Raw genomic sequence first — 19,955 nt, forward strand, 5'->3', positions numbered from 1 at the left:
ATGAATTGTTACCACTAAAAATAAAAAGGTCGGAAGAAAAAATCTTCCGACCACTCCTGCCCCATGGGCAGACCTTTTTGTTTATAAATTTTTATAACTTGGCAGCCATACAATTTTCCTATGAAGATCATTAAACGCTTCCGCTGGATTCTCTTTCTCTCTATTGGTGGCTTATTGCTGGCGCTGATCCTTTTCTTTTTACTCGATTACCAGCAGGAACCTCTTGTAATGAATAGCCAGGCTCGCTCAGAAGCAGCAGGAGAATTTATACAGCTAAGCCAGGGAACAACCCATTACAGACTTCTTGGCCCGCCCGAAGGAGAGCTGGTGGTGCTTATCCATGGAGGAATGGTTTCCGGGATGTATGCCTGGGACAAGAACTATCAAGTTTTGGTGGAAAACGGTTACCGGGTACTGAAGTACGACTTATACGGCCGCGGCTACTCCGACCGCCTGGAGGTAGCTTATACTCCCGAGCTTTTCTTCGGACAGTTTGAGGAGCTGTTAGACAGCCTCGCCATTAAAGAACCATTTTACCTTGCCGGTCTTTCCCTCGGGAGTATGCCGGCCATTGATTATACGGCCCGCCATCCTGAACAGGTAAAAAAATTAATGCTGATTTCTCCGGCGGCAAGGGGACTATTTAATCTCCATCCCCTCCTGGAGGTCCCGCTCCTCTCCGATTTTCTTATGACTGTTTACTGGCAGCCACGGGCCATCGATCAGCAAATGAAAGAGTTTTACAAGCCAGAAAATTTTCAGGATTATAAGGAGGAGCTGAAAAAAATGGTGCGGTACGAAGGATATAAGGATTCCAACTACTCCACCTGGATTCACACTCTTACCTACAGTATGGAGCCTTTTATCCGTCAAATAGCCAAGGAAGGCACGCCCGTTGCCCTGGTGCTAGGAGCTCATGATCCTTATTTGGCTCCTGATGAAGCCAATATCTACCAGGAGATGATTCCCGAACTAGAGGTATTCATCATTGACGAAGCCGGCCATGTGGTTAATTTTGAAAAGCCGGAAGAGGTAAATAAGCTAATGCTTAACTTCTTCCAGCCTTCTGACGCTACTGGCTCTGCAGAAAAAAATTAAAGTTCTTAAATGGACTACTTACTGGTACCATTGGGCTTTCTCCGGAACAACCTCGGCATTGGAGCTGAGTTTACTCTTCTTCCATTCCCATTCAATAAGGGATAAGAGAGCCGGTATAAAAATAAGAGCCTGAGGCACCAGGAACAGGCGTGTCTCCATGGCCATACTCTTCACAAGATGTACCAGTACCCAGAAAGGCACAATCAGCAAACCGATTGCCTGCAGGTAAACAGGCCAGCGGCGGAAGCCCAAAATAGCAAGCAAAGGCACAATACCTAAGGTGCCTATCAGCTGCGGATACATATTAAAAAAGCTGAGATTAAAGCGGAGGAACTCTATCGGAGTATCTATTTCGTGGATAGCCTCATAGGGGCGAATGCCGTAAATCCAGCGGACGGCAATAAAAAAAACAAAATAAACCAGCAGCGCCGCAAGGCTATACCATAATCTGTCTTTTCTTTCCAGCCTTAAAGGTTTAAAGCTAAAGGCAGTTAACAGCAGCATAAATGGTATAAAACCACTTGTCTCCCTGTTCAGTACGGCCAAGGCTGTAACAGGAATAATCCAGGCAGGATGAGCCTTCAGGATGATCCAGCCAGCCAGCAGGTAAAAGAAAATGTCAAAGTAGGTATTATAGGCCATATCTGCCTTCCAGTTACTGTTACTCATATTAAAAGCCAGAAGCAGCAGGCCGGTCAGGAGTAAATACCAGTTTTTAATCTTCAAAGCTTTATAAAAATGCCAGCCGATCCAGAAGATTAGTATATTTTGCAGAAAGCGCAGGGCAAAATAGGGTGTATACACATGAAGTTGAAGAGGAATGGCCTTAAAAAGCTGGATAAAGCCCTCCAATACATAACCCGAAAGAATCCGGTACTGCCATGGGTTAAAAAATTCGGCATTGCCAGCCATAAAGCGGGCATGCCGTTCCAGCTGCACTTCCATACCTACACCAATGCAACTTATAGCCTGCTCGTAAACAATATAAGCACTTAAAAGAATAAAAATTGCCCAGCGGAACAATTTGTATGTTACAGATTCTTCCCTTTCTTTTGCTAATAACATAAAAACAAGAAACTATTATCAGGTTAAAAACGATATAAGAAAAGCCCGGCAGTTCCTTCTTATATCCTCAAAGTATATTTATTTGAACTAATAAAACTACCTTATTTTGATAAAGGAAGTATATGATCTTGTGCTCGTAGGCACTTCTTTTGCCTCTTCTTTTTTTCTGAAGAAATATCTGGAAAAAGCACCTCCAACCGCCCGCGTACTGGTGCTGGAAAGAGGAGAAATGCTTCCGCATTCCAAACGGCTGGCCCATGCCCGGGAGCAGCAATATGGGTTAAATACCTTTATCAGCAGCCTGAGTAATCATAACCCTACCTTTGATAATACCCAGTCGACAAAACCCTGGATTTTCGATCCTAATTTTGGCGGAAGCTCCAACTGCTGGACGGGCTGCACTCCCCGTTTTATGCCTAACGATTTTCAACTCTATTCTGTTTACGGTGTAGGAGCCGACTGGCCATTTAATTACAATGCAATTGAGCCTTATTATTGCGAGGCGGAAGAAGTTATGCAAATTTCCGGACCTGAAGTAACCCCTTACCCCATGTCCAAAGCTTATCCCCTCCCCCCGCATATGCTCAGCACAACAGATCGCCTTATTCAGCAACAGTACGGCGAACTGTATATAAGCCAGCCTACCGCAAGGGCCAGCAAAGCCACCGGAAAACGTGGCGCCTGCTGTACAACGGCCATCTGCCACCTGTGCCCTGTAAGCGCCAAATTTACCATTGAAAACACCATGATGCAGCTATACCAGGACCCTCGGGTGATTCTACAGTATGGCTCCCAGGTTTTTGCCCTTGATACGGAAGGCAATAAGGTAAAGGGGGTATTATATACCCAACGCGGAGTAGAGAAAACCGCGTATGGAGAGGTGGTAGCCATAGGGGCCAATGCGCTCTTTAACGGACACATCCTTCGCAATTCGGGCGATAGCAGTCCACTGGCAGGAAAAGGCCTGAGCGAGCAGGTGGGCCTGTATGGCTATTTTTACCTCGACGGGCTGGATAATATCGGCGGCTCCTCCACCATTACAGCCAATGGATTTATGCTGTACGACGGAGCTCACCGGCGTGAGCGGGCTGCCTGCATCATCGAAAATCATAACGATCCTTTTATCCGGAATGAAAAAGGACGCTGGCGGCAAATTATGAAAATGAAATTCGTCTTTGAAGATTTACCGGACAACAAAAATGAGGTTGTGTCATCAGAAGCTAATAAACTTATTCCCGTAGCCCGCTACCAGCGCCACTCCGATTATGCACAAAGAGGAATTGATTACCTCCGGCAAAACGTGGAAAAGCTGTTCCCTTTTTTACCGGTTGAGAAAGTTGAAATCGATGAGTTTATTCAGCCGACCGAAGCCCACATTTTAGGAACGGCCCGCATGAGCAAAAATCCAGCACAGGGAGTAGTGGATGACAAACTCTGCCACCACCAGTTCCGCAATCTTTTCGTGTTGGGCGGAAGCGCTTTCCCGGCCCTTTCTCCGGCCAATCCATCTTTAACCATCGCGGCATTATCATTACGATCGGCCGACCTTAGCTTTTAAACAGATGAAGAGAAGAAACTTTCTGAAGATTTTAGGAGCAGGCAGTCTCCTTACCTCCCTAGGCTACTGGGGTCTTAACTCTTTTGAATCCAGCATCAGGGATATTATTCTGGAAGACACCAAAGGACTTCTGTTAAAGGAAGAAACGGTTGACAGGTTTTTAGCTGATGCTAGGAAAGAGGTTTTCTGGCATAAATACGACTTCCCCAGGAAAGGATTTATTGTAGCCCACACCTGGCTGGGGTCTGGCTTTTTACCTTACAAGCTAAAGTACAGCCAGTACCGCAGCAAAATTGTCGGCACCTTTCTGCTCTCTACTGATTTCTTTACCCTCAACAGGATGGATGAAAATCGTGCCATTAATTATGTGGCTTTTTACAACCCTTACCAGAGGCCCTGTGCCAGCCCCTTCTCCAATCTGTACTACCCGCAGGCCAGCATTTAAAAATACCGGTAGTGCGGATGCGAGGCCAGTGCCAGCAGCTCCCGGTCTCCGGCACTATCACCATAGGCATACACTTCATCATAGTCCTGCAACGATAAATGCTTCCGGAGCCTTTCGACTTTCTCCGGTCCATAGCAGTTATTTCCTTTTAGCCTGCCGGTAATCTTCCCATTATGGCATTCGAGCTCTGTAGCCAGCAATTCTACTCCCATCTCTTCGCACCATGCCTGCAGCCAGGGGGTGGCCGAAGCTGATACCACAATTACTCTGTCGCCTGCCGCAATATGGCCTTTTAAAGCCTGCTCTGCCTTAGGGCGCAGCATCCTCGGTATCAGCTCTTTTGCAAATGACTGCCCCCTCCGATGAAGTTCTGATTCGGCTTTATCCCTAAAAAAATATTCCAGCACCTTTTCTTTTGCCCGCCAGTTGGGCACCAGCTTGAGTTTATAGGCCACCAGCCAGGGCATCAGCCGGAGCATTCCCAGCAGAAAGGCCGCCGAGCCATGGTAATAGCGGATAAAAGCCAGAAAGGAATCTTTATAAGTGAGGGTACCGTCGAAGTCAAAAATTACCAGGCGCTTCATTTATAAATTCATTTTCTTGAAAATCCCTTCCGGTATTAACCGGATGTTCTGCATAATCAACTGCCAGACAGGTAAGGTGTAAATAACATCTTTTTTTGATCGATGGGCTTTATAGATGGATTTTGCCACCTGCTCCGACTTAGCCGTCAGCGGCCCTGGCAGGTCCAGGCCTTCTGTCATTTTCGTATCTACAAAGCCTGGCTTAACCGTAAGCACATGAACGCCTTTTTTATAGAGGCGATTGCGGAGACCCGAAAGGTAGGCAGTAAAGCCTGCCTTGGCGCTCCCGTACAGGTAGTTGCTCTGGCGACCTCTTTCGCCGGCCACACTACTGATGCCAATAATGCTTCCCCTTCCCTGTTCTTCGTAAGATTGTGCGACGATGTTGAGTATAGAGGCGGCACCGGTAAAATTGGTTTCAATAATCTGCCACGCTTCCCGCCAGTCTGTCTGACCCTTTTCCTGCTGCCCCAGATAGCCGAAGGCACAAAGGGTTACCTCCGGGCGGTGGGGTAGTTTTTTCCAGAATTCATGATGGCTTTCGTAGTCCAGGGCATCGAAAGTATGGCAGGTGACAGGCATTTTATGGCGTACTTCAATATCCTGGGCAATAATCTTGAGCTTGTCCTGCTTACGGGCAGCCAGTTGAACACCATACCCATTGCGGGCAAACTCATGTGCACAGGCAATGGCAATATCTGAGGTAGCACCTAAAATTAAAATATACTTCATGAGATAATATTCAGTCGTTGAGCAAGTAAAGAATTAAACTTTTGGTCAGGATTGTATTTTTTGAGTATATCTACCCACTTTTGGGCATTCGGATAGCCCTTCCAGAATGCCTCTGGCTTCATCCGGGCATCTTTAGTAAGGTAGATGCGACCACCATACTTCATTACCACATCATCCAGCTCATCTAAAAATTCGAACAAACCATTAACTATCGGAAAGTCCAGTGCCAGGGTATAGCCGCGCATCGGGAAGGAAATAAGACTTTCCTGCTCTCCAAACAGCTTTAGTACGGCAAGGAAGGAACCCATTTTCCGGCTGTTAATTTTTTCAAGAATTTCAATTAAACCCTGTCGACTCTGTTCCAGCGGCAACACAAACTGGTACTGCACAAAGCCTTTCTTCCCGTACATCCTGTTCCAGTGCAGCACACTATCGAGCGGATAAAAGAAGGGATCGTAAGAAACAATATCCTTTTTTTCGTTCCCTAACATTTTGTTATAGTAGGCAAAATTAAAGGCCTGTACAGATAACGGGTTGAGTGTAAAAGATGGAAAGTTAAAGGGTATGCTTACTTTTTTGCTGGCCGGCACCTTGAGCGGGTGCATCTGCTGCCGGTTCGGTAATTCCTCCCGCTTTGCATGTTCGCCGAGCATTAGCACACTCCTGCCCAGGTCTTTTCCTTTTTGCAGGCAGTCTATCCACGCCACAGAGTAGGTGTAGCCTTCGTTTTGCTCAAAAAGGCCGAAAATTTCATCGATGTTCTTTGCCTTCACCGACCGCTGGTTGATAAAGGATGATTCAACCTTTTTTAGCCTGAACTTTACTTTTGTTATAACACCTGTTAATCCCATGCCGCCACAGGTGGCGGCAAAAAGGTCTGCCTTTTCTTCCCTGGAACATCGAACTTTCTCCCCCACGCCATTCATCAACTCCAACTCAACTATATGATTGGAGAAAGAGCCATCTTTATGGTGGTTTTTTCCATGCACATCCGAAGCCACCGCCCCTCCAACGGTAATAAAGCTGGTCCCCGGCGTAACAGGCAAAAACCAGCCCTTCGGTACAATCAGCTCCAGGAGCTCGTCCAGCATTACTCCGGCTTCGCAGTGTATAATCCCCTGCTGCTCATTAAAGCTTAAAATATGGTTAAACGGAAGACTGGACAGGATATTCGGCCCCAGGGCTGCATCTCCATAGCAGCGCCCATTGCCCCTCGTTATCAGCGGCTCCTGCTGGCTATTCAATAGCTGTCGAAGTTCATCCTCATAACGGAAGGGCAACAGATTTGCCTCTACCACAGGGTAATTACTCCAGTTAGTTATCTTTTTCTTCATGGCTCATTAAAATTCCGGCAGGTAAATGATAAAATAAAAACTAATAATCCAGCTGATAACGGTTGCCCGGATGAATGTATCTTTATACAATATTTTTGTAGGTGAGCCACTATTGTTCTCTACCATGGTTATTTGCAGGTAGCGCATAAGTCCTGCAATAACAAATATGCTGGTAAGGTAAATGTTGTGAGAATCCAGCCGGGTGGTAACCTCAGCAGAAATGGTATACATAATATAGGAAACAATGATAATTCCGGATATCATGGTAAGGCAGGCGCCCAGGAATTCGAGATTATAGTTTTTGACCGATTTTCGCATATGCTTTCCGGATGAAATATGCAGCACAATATCATCGCGCCTTTTGGCCAGGGCAAGAAATAAGGCCAGCAGAAAAACCATTATCATAAGCCACTGCGAAACCGGGATATCTGCCACTACACCACCAGCCAGAGTTCTAAATAAAAAGCCAAGGGCAATAATAAAGATATCGACCAGTGGAATATTTTTAAGTCCCATGGAATAGGAAAGGTTAAAAATAAAGTAAGCGCCCAAAATAACTAGAAACCAGACATCTAAAAAGTAGGCAATTCCAAAACCTGTTATAAAAAGAACGGTTAGTATAATTGCTGCAAACGGAACAGAAACCGTTCCGGCGGCCAGCGGCCGGTTTTTCTTTACCGGATGTCTTCGGTCTTCCTCTATATCCTGGTAATCGTTGATAATATAAATGGAACTGGCAATAAAACTAAATGACAGGAAAGCGTAACATAAATGAACAAAGCCAGTAATATTATTGAATAATTGCCCGGCAAAGAAAATAGGTAAAAACAAAAACAGATTTTTCACCCATTGGTGTACCCGAATCAGCCGAAGAACAGCAGGTATACTCCAAAATCCTGCCTTAGACATTTGCATATTAGTAAGTTTACTCAAGGCTAAAAAATTAAAATATTTTAGGAAAAAATAAAACATGAAGAATACAAAAAGACTTTTCTCGTTATGAAGGATAGTCTTCAATATGTAGTACTAATTATGAAAAAGAATGTTAGCCCGCTCAATAATTTTTTTAGAGCTTAAGTTATAAAACCATGTTTACTTTTTCATCCGGCAAAATTATCAATCGCCATAGTTCCGCTTTAAATATGAATTCGCGCCTCCTCTCTACCGGTATTGTAAGCCGCTGGCAGATATACCTTTTGCAACTGATCGTAATAATAGGCTTTAGCCTGCTCCCTGTGTTTTTTAACCTTCCCTATAGGGTAAACATTTTTCTCTCCTGGGAGGGAGCTTACAGACTATACCTTGGCCAAATCCCTTTTCGCGATTTTGGAATGCCCCTGGGTTATGGCTACTTTGTGGTACCTGCCCTCTTTTTTAAGCTGTTTGGGCCTTATTTATTTTCCCTGGTATATGCACAGGCTTTCCTTAATATTTTAACGCTCCTGAGCCTCCGCTCCATTTTACATACACTGGGCGTAAAGCCGGCAAATGTATTACTGGCCATTTTAGTCATGTGCCTCACCTTTACCTTTCCAATTAATTTCTGGCCCTGGTACAACAATTCAGCTTTTATATATGGCATGTTTGGCCTTAATATGCTGCTCCTGTATCAGTTTTCGGAAAAAGCGAAATGGAAATGGCTTTACCTTATAGCCGCAGGCTTTTTTATGGCTTTTTCCCTTTTTACCAAACAGGATTTTGGCGGCCTTTCCTTTGCTTTTGGTCTCCTCTTAATGGGGTATTATGCCTGGCTTAGCAAAGATTTTAAAAGCATCGGCATTTATTTCCTTGGCTATCTCGCTTTTTTGGCCCTGCTCATCGTTCCGGTACTGCCATACGACTTCCTCTACTGGTTTAATTACGGCCAGCCTCCACACGATTCGCGCCTTCACCCATTCGATTTGGCCAATTCCATTGTTGGGGGCTCAATGGAAGAGAAATGGTACCTGCTGCTGATTGGGCTGCTGGCTTTTTTTCGCTTTAAATCTTTTAAAGAGCTCTTCCTTGATAAACGCGAAGGCACCTTCTTTATCCTGACCGTAGGTTTGGTGGGCATGGCCTTTATTACCAAAGTAACCAGCCGCTTACCAGCCGATACCTCCACCTATTTTCATGCCTTTGCCTTTGCTTATATTCTCGACAGCTTAAGTCGGAAGCAAAACACCGCCTCTGCAGCTTATATAATGCTGGCAGGTTTTCTCACCCTCTTCTGGTGGTCGGGAGTATTCTGGAAATATGCCGGCAAATTTTTAAATGTAAGTCAGGAAAAGGAAAGTTCCGTTTCGGCACAACAATCGTTCGAATGGGCTTTATCTGATTATAAAGCTTTTGAAAATGTTTACATGCCCAAAGCAACCATTGCCGGTATTGAGCGTATAAAAGAGCTTGATGTAGTACAGCGGAAAGAGGAGAACCTGAAGGTGCTGAACATGAGCGAATTAACCCCGCTGGCACATGAGTTAGGCTATGAACCACTTGTCAACCAGCCACTCTGGTACCACCTGAATATTGGAATGTTTGACCAGCAGGTGGATGAGTTTAAACAGAAAATTGAGCAGGAATATTACGACCTGGTGCTTTTCGAAGATATTCCGAGCCTTACCGAATTTTATCCTTACGAAGTCCGTGAGCAGCTAATGGAAGATTATGAACTCAGGGATCGCTTTTTGGCTCCCCGGGCACTCGGCGATTCTTATATTGAGGTTTATACAAGGAAAAAATAATGAAATTTATTCTGACTCTCTGGTTAAGTTTCCTGGTGCTTCCGGCATTGGCAGCTTCCCCCTGTAATTGCAGCCATACCATTGGTCTCGATACCTATATGGCAGACGGAAAGAGGCTAAAGGTGCAGGCGGGAGATACGGTATGTATCGAAGCCGGACGCCGCCCTTATTTAAGGCTTGAGAACTTTGAGGGTACCGCTGAAGAACCTATTGTTTTTCAGAATTGCGGCGGCAAAGTAACCTTAGGGGGACCTGCTGTAAATGATGGCATCAAAATCCTCAACAGCCGGCACTTTCGTCTTACCGGCACCGGCGACTCTGCCCACACCTACGGTATCCACATTGTGGAGAGCAGACCCGGAAGCCAGGGAGTGGCAGTCTACCATTTTTCCAGCGACTTTGAAATCGACCATATCGAAATTGAGAAAGCTGGCTTTGCCGGCATTATGGCGAAAACAGACCCCAACTGCGAAGGAACTGCCGACCGCGGGGCTTTTACCATGTACAATGTTAGTTTACACGATAATTATATCCACGACGTGGGAGGAGAGGGAATTTACCTGGGCAACAGCTTTTATTTAGGCACCAAGGTTTATTGTGATACCTTTCACCTTCCGCATGAAGTAAAAGGGGTGCGGGTGTTTAACAACCGGGTTGAAAATACCGGCTGGGATGCTATACAGGTAGGATCGGCAGTTGAAGATGTAGAAATATTCTGCAACCAGATCAGGAATTATGGCACCGCCAATAAGCATGCCCAGAACCAGGCCATACAATTAGGCCTTGGCACCACAGGCCGAACATATAACAACAAAATATTTGGTGGCAGCGGCCCAGGCATTGTGGTGCAGGGAATAGGAGATAATTTTGTTTATAATAACCTGATCGTTAACCCTGGACAGGAAGCCTTTAATGTGAATACCCGCCAGACCCTACCTGGAAAAGGCGTTTACATCATTAACAATACAGTAGTGGGCGCTCAAAACGGCGTAATTCGCGAGTACGTTAACAAAGCGGCTAATAATGTGTTTTACAATAACCTCATTGTAAACAGTAGTAATGACTGGAACCACCTGAAACCATATACCGACTGGACAATAGAACACAATTTGCTTACCGATGTGGGAGATGTAGTTTTTGAAGCAGCTCTGGAAAATAATTATGGCCTTAGCCAAAGTAGCAGGGCGATCGATGCAGGTAAAGATGTATCTGCCTACGGCATTAAAACAGATTTACTTTCCAACCCCCGCCCGCAGGGCAGCAGTTATGATATTGGTGCTTTTGAATATGCACCAACACAACAGTAAAAGAGCTGAATTGCTTAAAACGATAACACAGGGGGAACAGCTGAAAACAAATCCAACCCTTTTTAGAATGCTTTTAACCTTTTTTATTTTGAAAAGTGTATGGCTGAAGTTTCACCTCCCTTTCAATAGGAAGGACTAGAAGGACCTCCACATTTTTCATTAAACCACTAAATAACTTCAGTATATTTTTTATTTATGTTATTTAATTCGGCAGAGTTTATTTTTTGCTTTCTTCCTCTTACACTGGCCGTTTACTTTATCTTAAATAGAGCGAAACAACTAAAGGCTGCAAAGATTTGGCTTTTTTTAGCTTCTTTGTTTTTTTATAGCTGGTGGAATCCGGTTTACCTTCCTATCATTCTTTTGTCAATGGTATTTAATTTCTTTGTTGGGAAGCAGTTAAGTAAGAAAGGAACAGGCAGAAACAGGAAAGGAATATTAATAGCAGGAATTGTGGCAAATGTACTGCTATTGGTGTTTTTTAAGTATACCGATTTTCTAATCCAAAATTTTAATGCCCTCACCTCCTCCTCCCTTTCGCTCCTGCATATTGTTTTACCCTTAGGAATCAGCTTTTTTACATTCCAGCAAATTGCTTACCTGGTCGATAGTTACCATGGACATACCGCCGACTACAGATTTTTGAACTATGGGCTTTTTGTTTCATTCTTCCCACAGTTAATTGCCGGCCCAATTGTTCACCATTCAGAAATGATGCCCCAGTTCTATAGCGAAGAGAATATGCACTTTCGCTATGATAACCTTTCGAAAGGTATATTTATGTTTTTTATGGGGCTCTGTAAGAAAGTAATACTGGCCGATTCCTTTGCCCTATTTGCTAACTACGGCTATTCAAGCCCGGAACAGTTATCGTTCCTCGATAGCTGGATTACCTCCATCTCTTATGCCTGCCAGTTATATTACGACTTTAGTGGGTATACCGATATGGCTATTGGAGCGGCTCTAATGTTCAACATCCAGATTCCTCAGAACTTTAATTCACCCTACCACGCAAAAGATATTCAGGATTTCTGGCGGCGCTGGCATATTACCTTAAGCCGTTTCCTGCGCGATTATATTTATATTCCTCTGGGGGGCAGCAGAAGCGGGGAGTATAAAACCCTTCGTAACTTAATGATTACCTTTTTAATTGGTGGGTTATGGCATGGGGCAGGCTGGACTTTTATTTTCTGGGGATTTCTGCACGGTTTTGCCCTTATTGTGCATCGTCTGTGGACAAAATACTCTCCCTACAGGATGGGAAACTTTTTAGGTGTTTTTATCACTTTTAATTTTGTAAACATTGCCTGGGTTTTCTTTAGAGCAGAAGAGTGGTCCGATGCCATAAATATTTTGCAGGCTATGTTTGGCTTTGGAGAAGGAGAACCATTTTCCATATCTATCATTACTGATGTTTATGTAATTCCTATAGCGCTTATTGGTATTGTCCTTTTATTCATGAAGAATACCCACCAGCGGCTTAAGGAATTTGCCTTTGACACCAAGCATCTTGCTCTCACTGTTTCTCTCATCATTCTAGGGCTGTTATTCGTTAATTCAATAACAGCAAATGATTTTCTGTATTTCGATTTTTAAATCAGGCCAATGACAGCGAAAAAATTCATTATAAGAGTTGGAATTTTCTCCACTTTACTGATTGCAGTTATTGTAGGCATTAATTACAGCCTTGATATTTACGGTCTTTTCAGGGATACAAAAGGCCGTCATTTAAATATTTACGCCGACGAACGCACCTCAAAATATTTGCTTTCTTTTAACTATATCCCTGAAAATTTCGAGGGCATTATTATTGGTCCATCTCTTTCAGCAAATTTGAACCCCAAGTACATAGAGGAATTTAAGATATACAATGCCAGTATTATGGGAGCCAATATTTCGGAGTTAAGCTATCTGGTCCGTAATATCGTAGAAAATGGTGATTTAAAGTTTGTAATAATATGTCTGGACCCTTATCTCACCAAAGACCATGGGAGAAAAACGGCCATGATTGATCCGAAGGAGTATTACGGGGCTTTAGGCTCCACAAGCCTCTTAAAAGCCTATATTCTCAAGTATATACGAGAATGGGAATTACTGCCGGAAGAGTATCCAAAGGAATACATCAACGACTATGGCTTTAACAATTTTAACCTGGTGCTGGATAAAGGTAAAGCCAGGGAAATGATTGAAGAAGAGGCGGCAAAAGGTGAGGAAGAAATTTATATAGACCCTCTTGCCCTGCAGGAACTTAAAGAAACTCTCCGTTATTTACGGGAGAACGACATCAAAATAATTGCCTACTTTAGTCCCCTTCCTTACCAGGTGCTTTCTGCAAATAAAGACAACTACAGGGAATATCAGGAGGTTATGGCAAGCCTTCTCACTCCCCGTGATATTTTACTTGACCTTAATGACGAAGAGTATCAGGAGATAACCTCTGATTATGAATTATTTATTGATCATGGGCATTTAAGCGAAAAAGGACAGGTTTTCGTTTTAAATAAGCTGCGAAATGTTTTAAGGGAGGAGTTTTTACCTGAACGCCAGCAGAAATAAAAATACGTAGTTCCTTTTTGCTGATACTTTAAGGCTTTTCCTTACCCGGTAAGGCCTTTCCCTATCGGCTACCCCTTCCATTAAATGCCCTTCAGAATATTCTGAATCCATGGCTTCATTCCCAAAGGAAAAATTCTCCTTCTAGTTTAAGAGCTAACAGGTGTTAAATGGCTATGAATCAACCCGTAAATGGCCTCAACATTATTATGCCACGAATGGGTTTTAGCATACGCTATCCTGCTTTTCTGTAGGATTTCCTGGTCTTCTGCTAAAGCTATTTCTATATGGCTAATAAAATCTTCCTTACTTTCCGACAGATAGACGTAACCCTTAAAGTACTCCATTGCCAGAGTGGCGGTGGCTACCACCGGCTTCCCCAATGCCAGGTACTCATCTATTTTTCTGGGGTAGTTTCCAATCGTGTTTTCGTTGACTAGCTGCGGGTTCATACATACATCAAAACTTTTAATCCAGCTGGCTAAGTCCGCAACAGGCTGCAAACCTGTAAAGGCTACATTAGGCCGGGAATGCAAAGCAGATTTTTGGAACCTCTCATCCTCAGGCCCAACCAGTACAAACTGCCAGTCGGGTCTTTTTTCTGTAATGTATTCTAAAAGAGGAATATCAAGCCGGTTTGCATTTAAGCTCCCAACATACCCCACCACTGGCATCCCTTTTTTTTGTGACCAGGCAGGCTCTACTTTCGAGCCCTCCGAAATTAAGCTCTCTACTTCGCAACCCTGGCCTACCATAAACGACCTGGGGTTAAACTTGCGCGCATAATTGGCCAGGTAATCTGAATTAGCAATTACAAAATCAGCACTCCTGATGGTTTCAGGCTCCAGGTATGAACCATGTTTATTAAAATAGGGCTGCTTAACAAGATAATCCCGTATGTAATAAAGGTAGAGCTCCGGCTCCAGCATTTCTTTCAGATATTTCCCCACGAACATGAGGCTATCATTCAGCAGAAAATAATTTTTAAACTGCAGCTTTTCTGCCATTTCTAAGATACCCGTAGAAAGAGCATGTGCATTCTTCCTGTTCAGTTTATTATAGACCGTTCCTTTTTCTAACCAGTTAACCGAGAAATTAAGCACTGAAGGAGAGTATACAAAAAGGTTTTCGTTTACCTGGCATAATTCCGGACGTTTTTCTGCCGTTTTTTTCTTTAGTCCATTGAACACATTCAACATCCTGGTTTTAGTATTTTCAGGAAGGTTCACATACAGAACCCGGTTTTCTTTCGAGATTTCGTATGCCAGATTTTTAAAGTTACTGCCAATTTCAATATCCCAATCCTGTAAACCAACAAAAATAAAGTCTCTCTTTTTGATCATCTGGAATGAATTAACTGCTGAATGTTTAAAAATTTATTACTCTACCAAATAAACAGAGCTTCCACTAATGCCAGAATCATTAATAAGTTTTTAGCCTGTACAAGGCTTTACGCAGGTTGCCCCTCAACTTCTCTGGCCAGTGTTTATCCATACACGGCTTTTCCAATGCAAAAAACACCAGGATACTCACTGCAAACACTACCGGGAGAAAAATGGCCATTTGCAATAACAGGTTAGGCAGGTAAGCCTGCCCCAGCGTAATTTGATGGGTAAGCCTGAACATCAGCTCTGCCAATGGCAAGTGAATCAGGTAAATAGTGTAGCACATCCCCCCAATGGCGGTTATCCACGGGTTAGTAAAGAAACGGTTGATATACCTGCTCTTAAAAACGCCTACAAAGACAATTAGTAAAAGAAAAGGGAAAATCATCCAGTTGAGAAAATCGTGGCGCCAGAAGAAAAAAGGAACGGGCAGCATTATCAGGGTCAGCAGATCCCAGCCATATGATTTCGACCATCCATTCTTCCATTCTATCAGGAATATATCGGCCAGCAGAAAGCCTATCAGGAACAAGTGTAAATTTCCTAAAATGGTCATTTTCATAGAAGATATGTACCAGCCGAAATACTGCTGCGCCAGTAGAATAAGAAGTATGGTAGCCACCTGCACCACCCTCCTGCCGGTTTTATGCTTTATCCTGAACAACAAAGTCCCCAGCAGAGGGGCAAGCAGGTAAAACTGTATTTCTATTTCGAGCGACCAGGCAACAGGATTTATGGGGGTGTAACTCTCATAAATGATGTTGTGAAGGTAAAATATACTGGCAAGGTAGTGCGGAAACAGTTCCTGGAATGAATCACTTCTCATGTTGATGAGCACCAGGAAGAAGAACGTCATTAGAATGATATAGGGGGGCTCCAGGCGGGTTAACCTGCGCCAGAAGTAGTTCTTTAGCGAAACAGCTTTGGCATCGCGCAAATGGTGGGCCGCAAACGGAAGGGCCAGCACAAAACCACTTATCACGAAAAAGATATATACCCCAATAAAGCCCCGGCTTGCGGCATAAGCAGCAAAGTTTTCTTCTACTCCTTCAAAAGATAAGGGCGTATAGGCCAGTAATCGTTCACTTAAATGCTGGATCAATACCGGAAAAATGGCCAGAAAACGCAGACCGTCAATTTCTGCAATAAAGCGCCCGCCAGAAGTTACCCTCGCCAGCTTTTTTGGCAGAAATATCAAAAAATGAAACATACCTCTTAGCTTTTCCTACTCCCCTATTAATTCCAGCGCTTTTTCGAGCGACATTCCTAAAACTTCCTCCAGCTCAAGCTCCGACAGAACCATGCTTCGTTCCGCCTCTGCCCTTACCCGCTGAACACTGTTTTTTGCCATCAGGGCCTGGTTGTATTCCTCCAGACTTATTTCTCCATTCGTAAAGGCTTCCGTGGCCAGTCTAAAGGTGGAGTAAACATCCTGGTATGCCTGTGCCTGAATCTTAAGCAACTGAATACTGTACAAATAGGTAAAATACCTTGACAGCACTTCCTTTCGGATAGTCAGCTGCTGTTCCATTACATTTTTCTGCGCAATCTGCTTTTGTAGCTTGGCAATTTTAACTTTGCTCGGTGTGCTGATAAAAATGCCCGGGCTAATAGAAAAGCGAAGATTATAGCGAGGAAAGAAAAGGTTTGAACTTGTTATTTCCGGATTTATATTTCCTTCGTTAAGGTTAAAAGAAGCATCTAAATCGTTGAGCCAGCTCCAGCGGGCCAGGGTTATGTTTTCATCTTCCTGTTCTACCTCAAAGAGAAGAGCATCCTGAACAGGATAATTTTCCAACGCAATTTCCACAAGAGCTTCTCCAATTGCAAGACTGTCGATCCCTTCAGGAAAACGGGTAGGGCCGGCAAGTGGAGCCGGCTCCTGGGCAAAAGCCCCGACATTACAGAAACAAATCAGGATTAGCAGAAAAAAATAAGCTTTCTTCATTTTTACTGAGATCTAAAAAATTAATTAATTGATTTTATGCCACCATTCAGCTTTTCCATTTCTTCATTATCAAAATCCTTTAGCCGCACCACAATAGCAGTACAAATATTAAACACTACTATAGTAGGATAGATGGCATAGGACTGCTGCGGGTAATTGGCCACCATTAAACTAAACAGAACTGTCAGAACACCGACATAATAAGTTCGGACCCGTGGATGTTCCGACAGCAGGTAATGGCGAATTCCATACCTGAAAATAGTGAAGAGTAGGATACTGTATAAAATCAGCCCAATCCACCCCTGCTCTACCGCTACCCGCACGAAGCCACTATCCGGAGGAAAACTGGCCACCGGCGAATCCGGAGAAAAGCGCAAACCCCAAACCCCAATACTACCTAAGCCCCAGCCAATGGGGTGGCTCCATATATGAGGCTGAATATACTCCTGATTCTTAAGCCTTACATTATAAGAAGGGTTTTCTTCCATGGTAAAGGCAGAGCGAATCCTGTCCAGGGCATTGCTATCTAATGGTCCTATACTATTTATTGGTAAGAAAAGAACTGCAGCTCCCAAAAGAACCATAACACCTGCCATTAAAATAATTTTCCTCCGGAAAGTAACAACAGTAAAAAAGGCAGCACCTATCGGAACAACAGCATAGGCGGTTCTTGTGCCGGAATAAACCATTGCCAGCAGCATTAAAATGGCAGAAATACCTAATAAAATTTTTTTTCCTATCGCCATCCGTCCTGTCATCAGTACAAAGCACAACAAGCTGGTATAAGCCATCAAAATGCCAAAAACTGTCGGATCACTAAAAAAGGAGAACCTGCGAAAACGGCCCCAGGTAAAAAGTAAGCTAAACCGCTCTTCATCGGCCAGAACCCATGCATGCTCCATTTCGGCAAAACCCAGGAATTCCTGCTTTAGCCCATATATAGCACCGATTACCGCCAGTACAATCCAGATTTTGAAGAGTACAGAAACAAAATTTAAAGATTTAATTGCCTGCAATGCAATAAAATAAATAAGCATGCTGCCCGCCACAGTACGAATGGTATACAACCAGGCTACCCGTGAAGCTGCCGCAGGATTAAATACCTGGATAAGATTGTAAACAATCCAGATAATCACCAGCCAGCTTACCGGATCGGCTATATTAAGCTTCTTTTTACTTCCAATTTGCTTAATCAAAAGGCCGAAGAACAAGGCGGCAATAAAGGCATCCATAACGGTACCCAGCGGTATACCACTTACAAAACGGCTTATCCCCATAATAATAAAGGATATGACAAAAAAGGTTATAAGCCCGAATTGCAAATTAAAAACGGAGCCCAGTAAAACCGGAATGCCTATAATAAGAAAGAGTAAACCAATGCCAAACTTCAATCCTAAAACAGCTGTGCCAGCCGAAATAAAAACAGCCGCCAACAACAGGAGGAGATAGCCGAATGGACTGTTAAGCCGCTTATCGAGCAACTGTCGTTTCAGCCAATGATGAATCCGTTCAGTAACAGACTTTTTCCTTCCGGATGATATGGAGGTAAAATTTAAAGACACTACCTAATATTAAAGAAACAAAATTTTAACAAAAATGATCAGCAACACTATGGCAACCATTCCAAGGCTTAGAAATTCGATAAACTTTTCTTTCTGATTTAACTGATTCTTCATGCTTGCTTTCTTTTAAGGGCCTAACCGGCTTTTTAATCTATTCTATCCTGCCACCAGGCCCTATCTACCTGAACAGCAGGGCTCAGATTCTTTCGTCCATTTCTAATTATTTAAACTTTATTCCCACCCTTATCAGTTCAGAAGGGCAGGAGAGAATTTTAAAACTTCTTAAATAAAATACCTGTTACTGCTTTTTTTCAACCCACTGCCTACCAGTAAAACGTGAAAGAAGCAGTTTATATCCCTGCCGGTAAAAAGACCCTAATTCCTTCACAACCTGAAAGGTGCTAATCCGGAATAATCGATATAATATTAGCTGGTTAGTGATAAATCCTATGCAGTAGGCAACTAAAGTAGCGAAAGCTGCTCCCATAACGCCATAGGCACTAATAAAGAAATAATTCAGGGTGATGTTTATAACAGCTAACATGCATATCAGCCAAAAGTTTATCTGTGGTTTTCCTACAGAATCCATAATAGTCCCAAACTGCCGTAAAAAAGGGATAAACAGACAGTAAATGACTACTACCTGGAGAAGTAAAGCACTCTCCAGGTATTCTTTTCCTGCAATTATGAAGATAACCAGCTCAGGAAACAACAGGACCACCAATACTACTGGAAGCAGTACTGCATGGATGGCCCCTACTGATTTTTCATACAACCTTTTAATGGCTGCAGGACCTTCCTTTTGCCCTTTAGCTGCGCTCTTTGGAAAAACAATAGAAGCCATGGTAAAGGAGGGAACTTCAACGAAATTCGTTGCCCTTGCCGCTACATTAAACATAGCAACCGCTGCTGGTCCCGCTAATATCCCCAGCATTAGCTGGTCGGCACTCTTCATCAGCATAGAGCTGATGTTAGTCCCGAAAACATATTTACCATAATGGAAAAGCTGGTGCACCCATGGCCAGCTGACACGGCGGTGCAGGAAAACATATTTACCAGCAAAAAGGTAGGCAACGCCGCTACCGAGTAATATACCTGCTCCCTGTACGAGAATTAGCCATTCTAACTGGTAAGGAAGAGAAAAAAAGAATATGGCCAGCACAAAGAGGAAAAAGAGCCCCTGCCGGATAAGATTGGCAAAGAAAATACCTTTAAAGTCGTAATTGGCCTGCTGAATAAACGATAACTGAGAAAAAGGAATCAGCAGAACAACGTTAAGGGTATAGCAATATAACATTCCTTCCAGTATGGGCGTGTTGAGCCAGCGCGCCATTAGAGGTGCAAGCAGAATTAAACCTACTATTACCAGTAAACTGAGCAGCAGGTTCAGCACTAAGGAAGCGGTAATAATCTGGGCCTCCTTTTTCTCTTCATCAGCAGCCAGGAATTTTACCAGGCCGTTTTGAACCAGACCATTCTTCCCCATTTCCACTATAGCTGAAATAGAAAGGAAAAGTGCCCAGGCTCCAAATTCCTCTTTAGATAAGGCCCGGATCAGGAAAAAGAAAGCCCCGAAGCCAAACAGCAAGGTAGACAACCGCTGCATAAATACAAAAGCCCCTGACTTTAGCCAGTATGATTGGCGAAAAAGCTTCACCTGT

Annotated in this window: 17 protein-coding genes; 7 read left to right on the plus strand and 10 right to left on the minus strand. The window is 43.5% G+C overall.

Going from position 1 to position 19,955, the window contains the following annotated elements:
- The first annotated feature begins 120 nt into the window (after positions 1-120).
- On the plus strand, positions 121-1,098 hold the full coding sequence (locus F752_RS0114300) for an alpha/beta fold hydrolase (protein WP_017732426.1): 978 nt from the start codon (positions 121-123) through the stop codon (positions 1,096-1,098).
- Positions 1,099-1,116: 18 nt separating this feature from the next.
- On the opposite strand, the gene F752_RS0114305 is transcribed toward F752_RS0114300, so the two are convergent.
- Entirely contained in the window at positions 1,117-2,163 is a 1,047-nt protein-coding gene (locus F752_RS0114305; RefSeq protein WP_017732427.1) for a hypothetical protein, read from the minus strand.
- A 106-nt stretch (positions 2,164-2,269) separates the two neighbouring features.
- Here F752_RS0114305 and F752_RS0114310 point away from each other — a divergent pair, with 106 nt between their 5' ends.
- Positions 2,270-3,721: a GMC oxidoreductase gene (locus F752_RS0114310; protein WP_017732428.1), complete on the plus strand. Its 1,452-nt coding sequence runs from the start codon at positions 2,270-2,272 to the stop codon at positions 3,719-3,721.
- Between the two features lie 4 nt (positions 3,722-3,725).
- Positions 3,726-4,166, plus strand: coding sequence for a hypothetical protein (locus F752_RS0114315; protein ID WP_017732429.1), 441 nt, complete (start codon positions 3,726-3,728; stop codon positions 4,164-4,166).
- Here the strand turns inward: F752_RS0114315 and F752_RS0114320 are convergent.
- From F752_RS0114320 to F752_RS0114335, 4 genes are read right to left on the minus strand one after another with little or no spacing between them, the layout of a single operon-like run.
- The gene (locus F752_RS0114320; RefSeq protein ID WP_017732430.1) at positions 4,163-4,750 is read right to left on the minus strand and encodes an HAD family hydrolase; all 588 of its coding nucleotides are present in this window, start codon (positions 4,748-4,750) and stop codon (positions 4,163-4,165) included. The genes F752_RS0114315 and F752_RS0114320 overlap by 4 nt on opposite strands.
- Complete coding sequence (locus F752_RS0114325) at positions 4,751-5,482, minus strand: SDR family oxidoreductase (protein ID WP_017732431.1); 732 nt, start codon at positions 5,480-5,482, stop codon at positions 4,751-4,753.
- Entirely contained in the window at positions 5,479-6,816 is a 1,338-nt protein-coding gene (locus F752_RS0114330; RefSeq protein ID WP_017732432.1) for an FAD-binding oxidoreductase, read from the minus strand. Before F752_RS0114330 ends, F752_RS0114325 begins: the two co-directional genes overlap by 4 nt.
- A gap of 6 nt (positions 6,817-6,822) precedes the next feature.
- The gene (locus tag F752_RS0114335; RefSeq protein WP_040664665.1) at positions 6,823-7,725 is read right to left on the minus strand and encodes a decaprenyl-phosphate phosphoribosyltransferase; all 903 of its coding nucleotides are present in this window, start codon (positions 7,723-7,725) and stop codon (positions 6,823-6,825) included.
- A 179-nt stretch (positions 7,726-7,904) separates the two neighbouring features.
- Here F752_RS0114335 and F752_RS0114340 point away from each other — a divergent pair, with 179 nt between their 5' ends.
- From F752_RS0114340 to F752_RS0114360, 4 genes are all read left to right on the plus strand, one after another.
- Positions 7,905-9,539, plus strand: coding sequence for a hypothetical protein (locus F752_RS0114340; protein WP_017732434.1), 1,635 nt, complete (start codon positions 7,905-7,907; stop codon positions 9,537-9,539).
- Positions 9,539-10,846, plus strand: a complete 1,308-nt coding sequence (locus F752_RS0114345) for a right-handed parallel beta-helix repeat-containing protein (RefSeq protein WP_017732435.1) — start codon at positions 9,539-9,541, stop codon at positions 10,844-10,846. Before F752_RS0114340 ends, F752_RS0114345 begins: the two co-directional genes overlap by 1 nt.
- 369 nt (positions 10,847-11,215) lie before the next feature.
- Positions 11,216-12,442 carry an MBOAT family O-acyltransferase gene (locus tag F752_RS0114355; RefSeq protein ID WP_236614013.1) on the plus strand — a complete coding sequence of 409 codons (1,227 nt, stop codon included), beginning with the start codon at positions 11,216-11,218 and terminating at the stop codon, positions 12,440-12,442.
- Positions 12,443-12,451: 9 nt separating this feature from the next.
- Entirely contained in the window at positions 12,452-13,402 is a 951-nt protein-coding gene (locus F752_RS0114360; protein ID WP_017732438.1) for a hypothetical protein, read from the plus strand.
- A gap of 146 nt (positions 13,403-13,548) precedes the next feature.
- On the opposite strand, the gene F752_RS0114370 is transcribed toward F752_RS0114360, so the two are convergent.
- The 5 genes from F752_RS0114370 to F752_RS24235 form a co-directional block, all read right to left on the minus strand.
- Positions 13,549-14,742 carry a glycosyltransferase gene (locus F752_RS0114370; RefSeq protein WP_017732440.1) on the minus strand — a complete coding sequence of 398 codons (1,194 nt, stop codon included), beginning with the start codon at positions 14,740-14,742 and terminating at the stop codon, positions 13,549-13,551.
- Between the two features lie 79 nt (positions 14,743-14,821).
- Entirely contained in the window at positions 14,822-15,994 is a 1,173-nt protein-coding gene (locus F752_RS0114375; RefSeq protein ID WP_017732441.1) for an acyltransferase family protein, read from the minus strand.
- A gap of 15 nt (positions 15,995-16,009) precedes the next feature.
- A complete protein-coding gene (locus F752_RS0114380; protein ID WP_017732442.1) occupies positions 16,010-16,732 on the minus strand; it encodes a TolC family protein in 723 nt (240 codons plus the stop codon).
- 20 nt (positions 16,733-16,752) lie between these two features.
- Positions 16,753-18,294 (minus strand): O-antigen ligase family protein, encoded by a 1,542-nt coding sequence (locus F752_RS0114385; protein WP_152425148.1) that lies wholly within the window; start codon positions 18,292-18,294, stop codon positions 16,753-16,755.
- Between the two features lie 298 nt (positions 18,295-18,592).
- Complete coding sequence (locus tag F752_RS24235; RefSeq protein WP_017732446.1) at positions 18,593-19,951, minus strand: oligosaccharide flippase family protein; 1,359 nt, start codon at positions 19,949-19,951, stop codon at positions 18,593-18,595.
- Positions 19,952-19,955: the final 4 nt, after the last annotated feature.

The sequence above is a fragment of the Nafulsella turpanensis ZLM-10 genome, from assembly GCF_000346615.1.
Lineage (GTDB): Bacteria > Bacteroidota > Bacteroidia > Cytophagales > Cyclobacteriaceae > Nafulsella > Nafulsella turpanensis.

What these genes read in the sequence shown, in the direction of transcription:
- F752_RS0114300 (WP_017732426.1), top strand. Translation starts at nt 121, where the DNA reads ATGAAGATCATTAAACGCTTCCGCTGGATTCTCTTTCTCTCTATTGGT.
- F752_RS0114305 (WP_017732427.1), bottom strand. Translation starts at nt 2,163, where the DNA reads ATGTTATTAGCAAAAGAAAGGGAAGAATCTGTAACATACAAATTGTTC.
- F752_RS0114315 (WP_017732429.1), top strand. Translation starts at nt 3,726, where the DNA reads ATGAAGAGAAGAAACTTTCTGAAGATTTTAGGAGCAGGCAGTCTCCTT.
- F752_RS0114320 (WP_017732430.1), bottom strand. Translation starts at nt 4,750, where the DNA reads ATGAAGCGCCTGGTAATTTTTGACTTCGACGGTACCCTCACTTATAAA.
- F752_RS0114325 (WP_017732431.1), bottom strand. Translation starts at nt 5,482, where the DNA reads ATGAAGTATATTTTAATTTTAGGTGCTACCTCAGATATTGCCATTGCC.
- F752_RS0114330 (WP_017732432.1), bottom strand. Translation starts at nt 6,816, where the DNA reads ATGAAGAAAAAGATAACTAACTGGAGTAATTACCCTGTGGTAGAGGCA.
- F752_RS0114335 (WP_040664665.1), bottom strand. Translation starts at nt 7,725, where the DNA reads ATGTCTAAGGCAGGATTTTGGAGTATACCTGCTGTTCTTCGGCTGATT.
- F752_RS0114340 (WP_017732434.1), top strand. Translation starts at nt 7,905, where the DNA reads ATGTTTACTTTTTCATCCGGCAAAATTATCAATCGCCATAGTTCCGCT.
- F752_RS0114345 (WP_017732435.1), top strand. Translation starts at nt 9,539, where the DNA reads ATGAAATTTATTCTGACTCTCTGGTTAAGTTTCCTGGTGCTTCCGGCA.
- F752_RS0114355 (WP_236614013.1), top strand. Translation starts at nt 11,216, where the DNA reads ATGGTATTTAATTTCTTTGTTGGGAAGCAGTTAAGTAAGAAAGGAACA.
- F752_RS0114360 (WP_017732438.1), top strand. Translation starts at nt 12,452, where the DNA reads ATGACAGCGAAAAAATTCATTATAAGAGTTGGAATTTTCTCCACTTTA.
- F752_RS0114370 (WP_017732440.1), bottom strand. Translation starts at nt 14,742, where the DNA reads ATGATCAAAAAGAGAGACTTTATTTTTGTTGGTTTACAGGATTGGGAT.
- F752_RS0114375 (WP_017732441.1), bottom strand. Translation starts at nt 15,994, where the DNA reads ATGTTTCATTTTTTGATATTTCTGCCAAAAAAGCTGGCGAGGGTAACT.
- F752_RS0114380 (WP_017732442.1), bottom strand. Translation starts at nt 16,732, where the DNA reads ATGAAGAAAGCTTATTTTTTTCTGCTAATCCTGATTTGTTTCTGTAAT.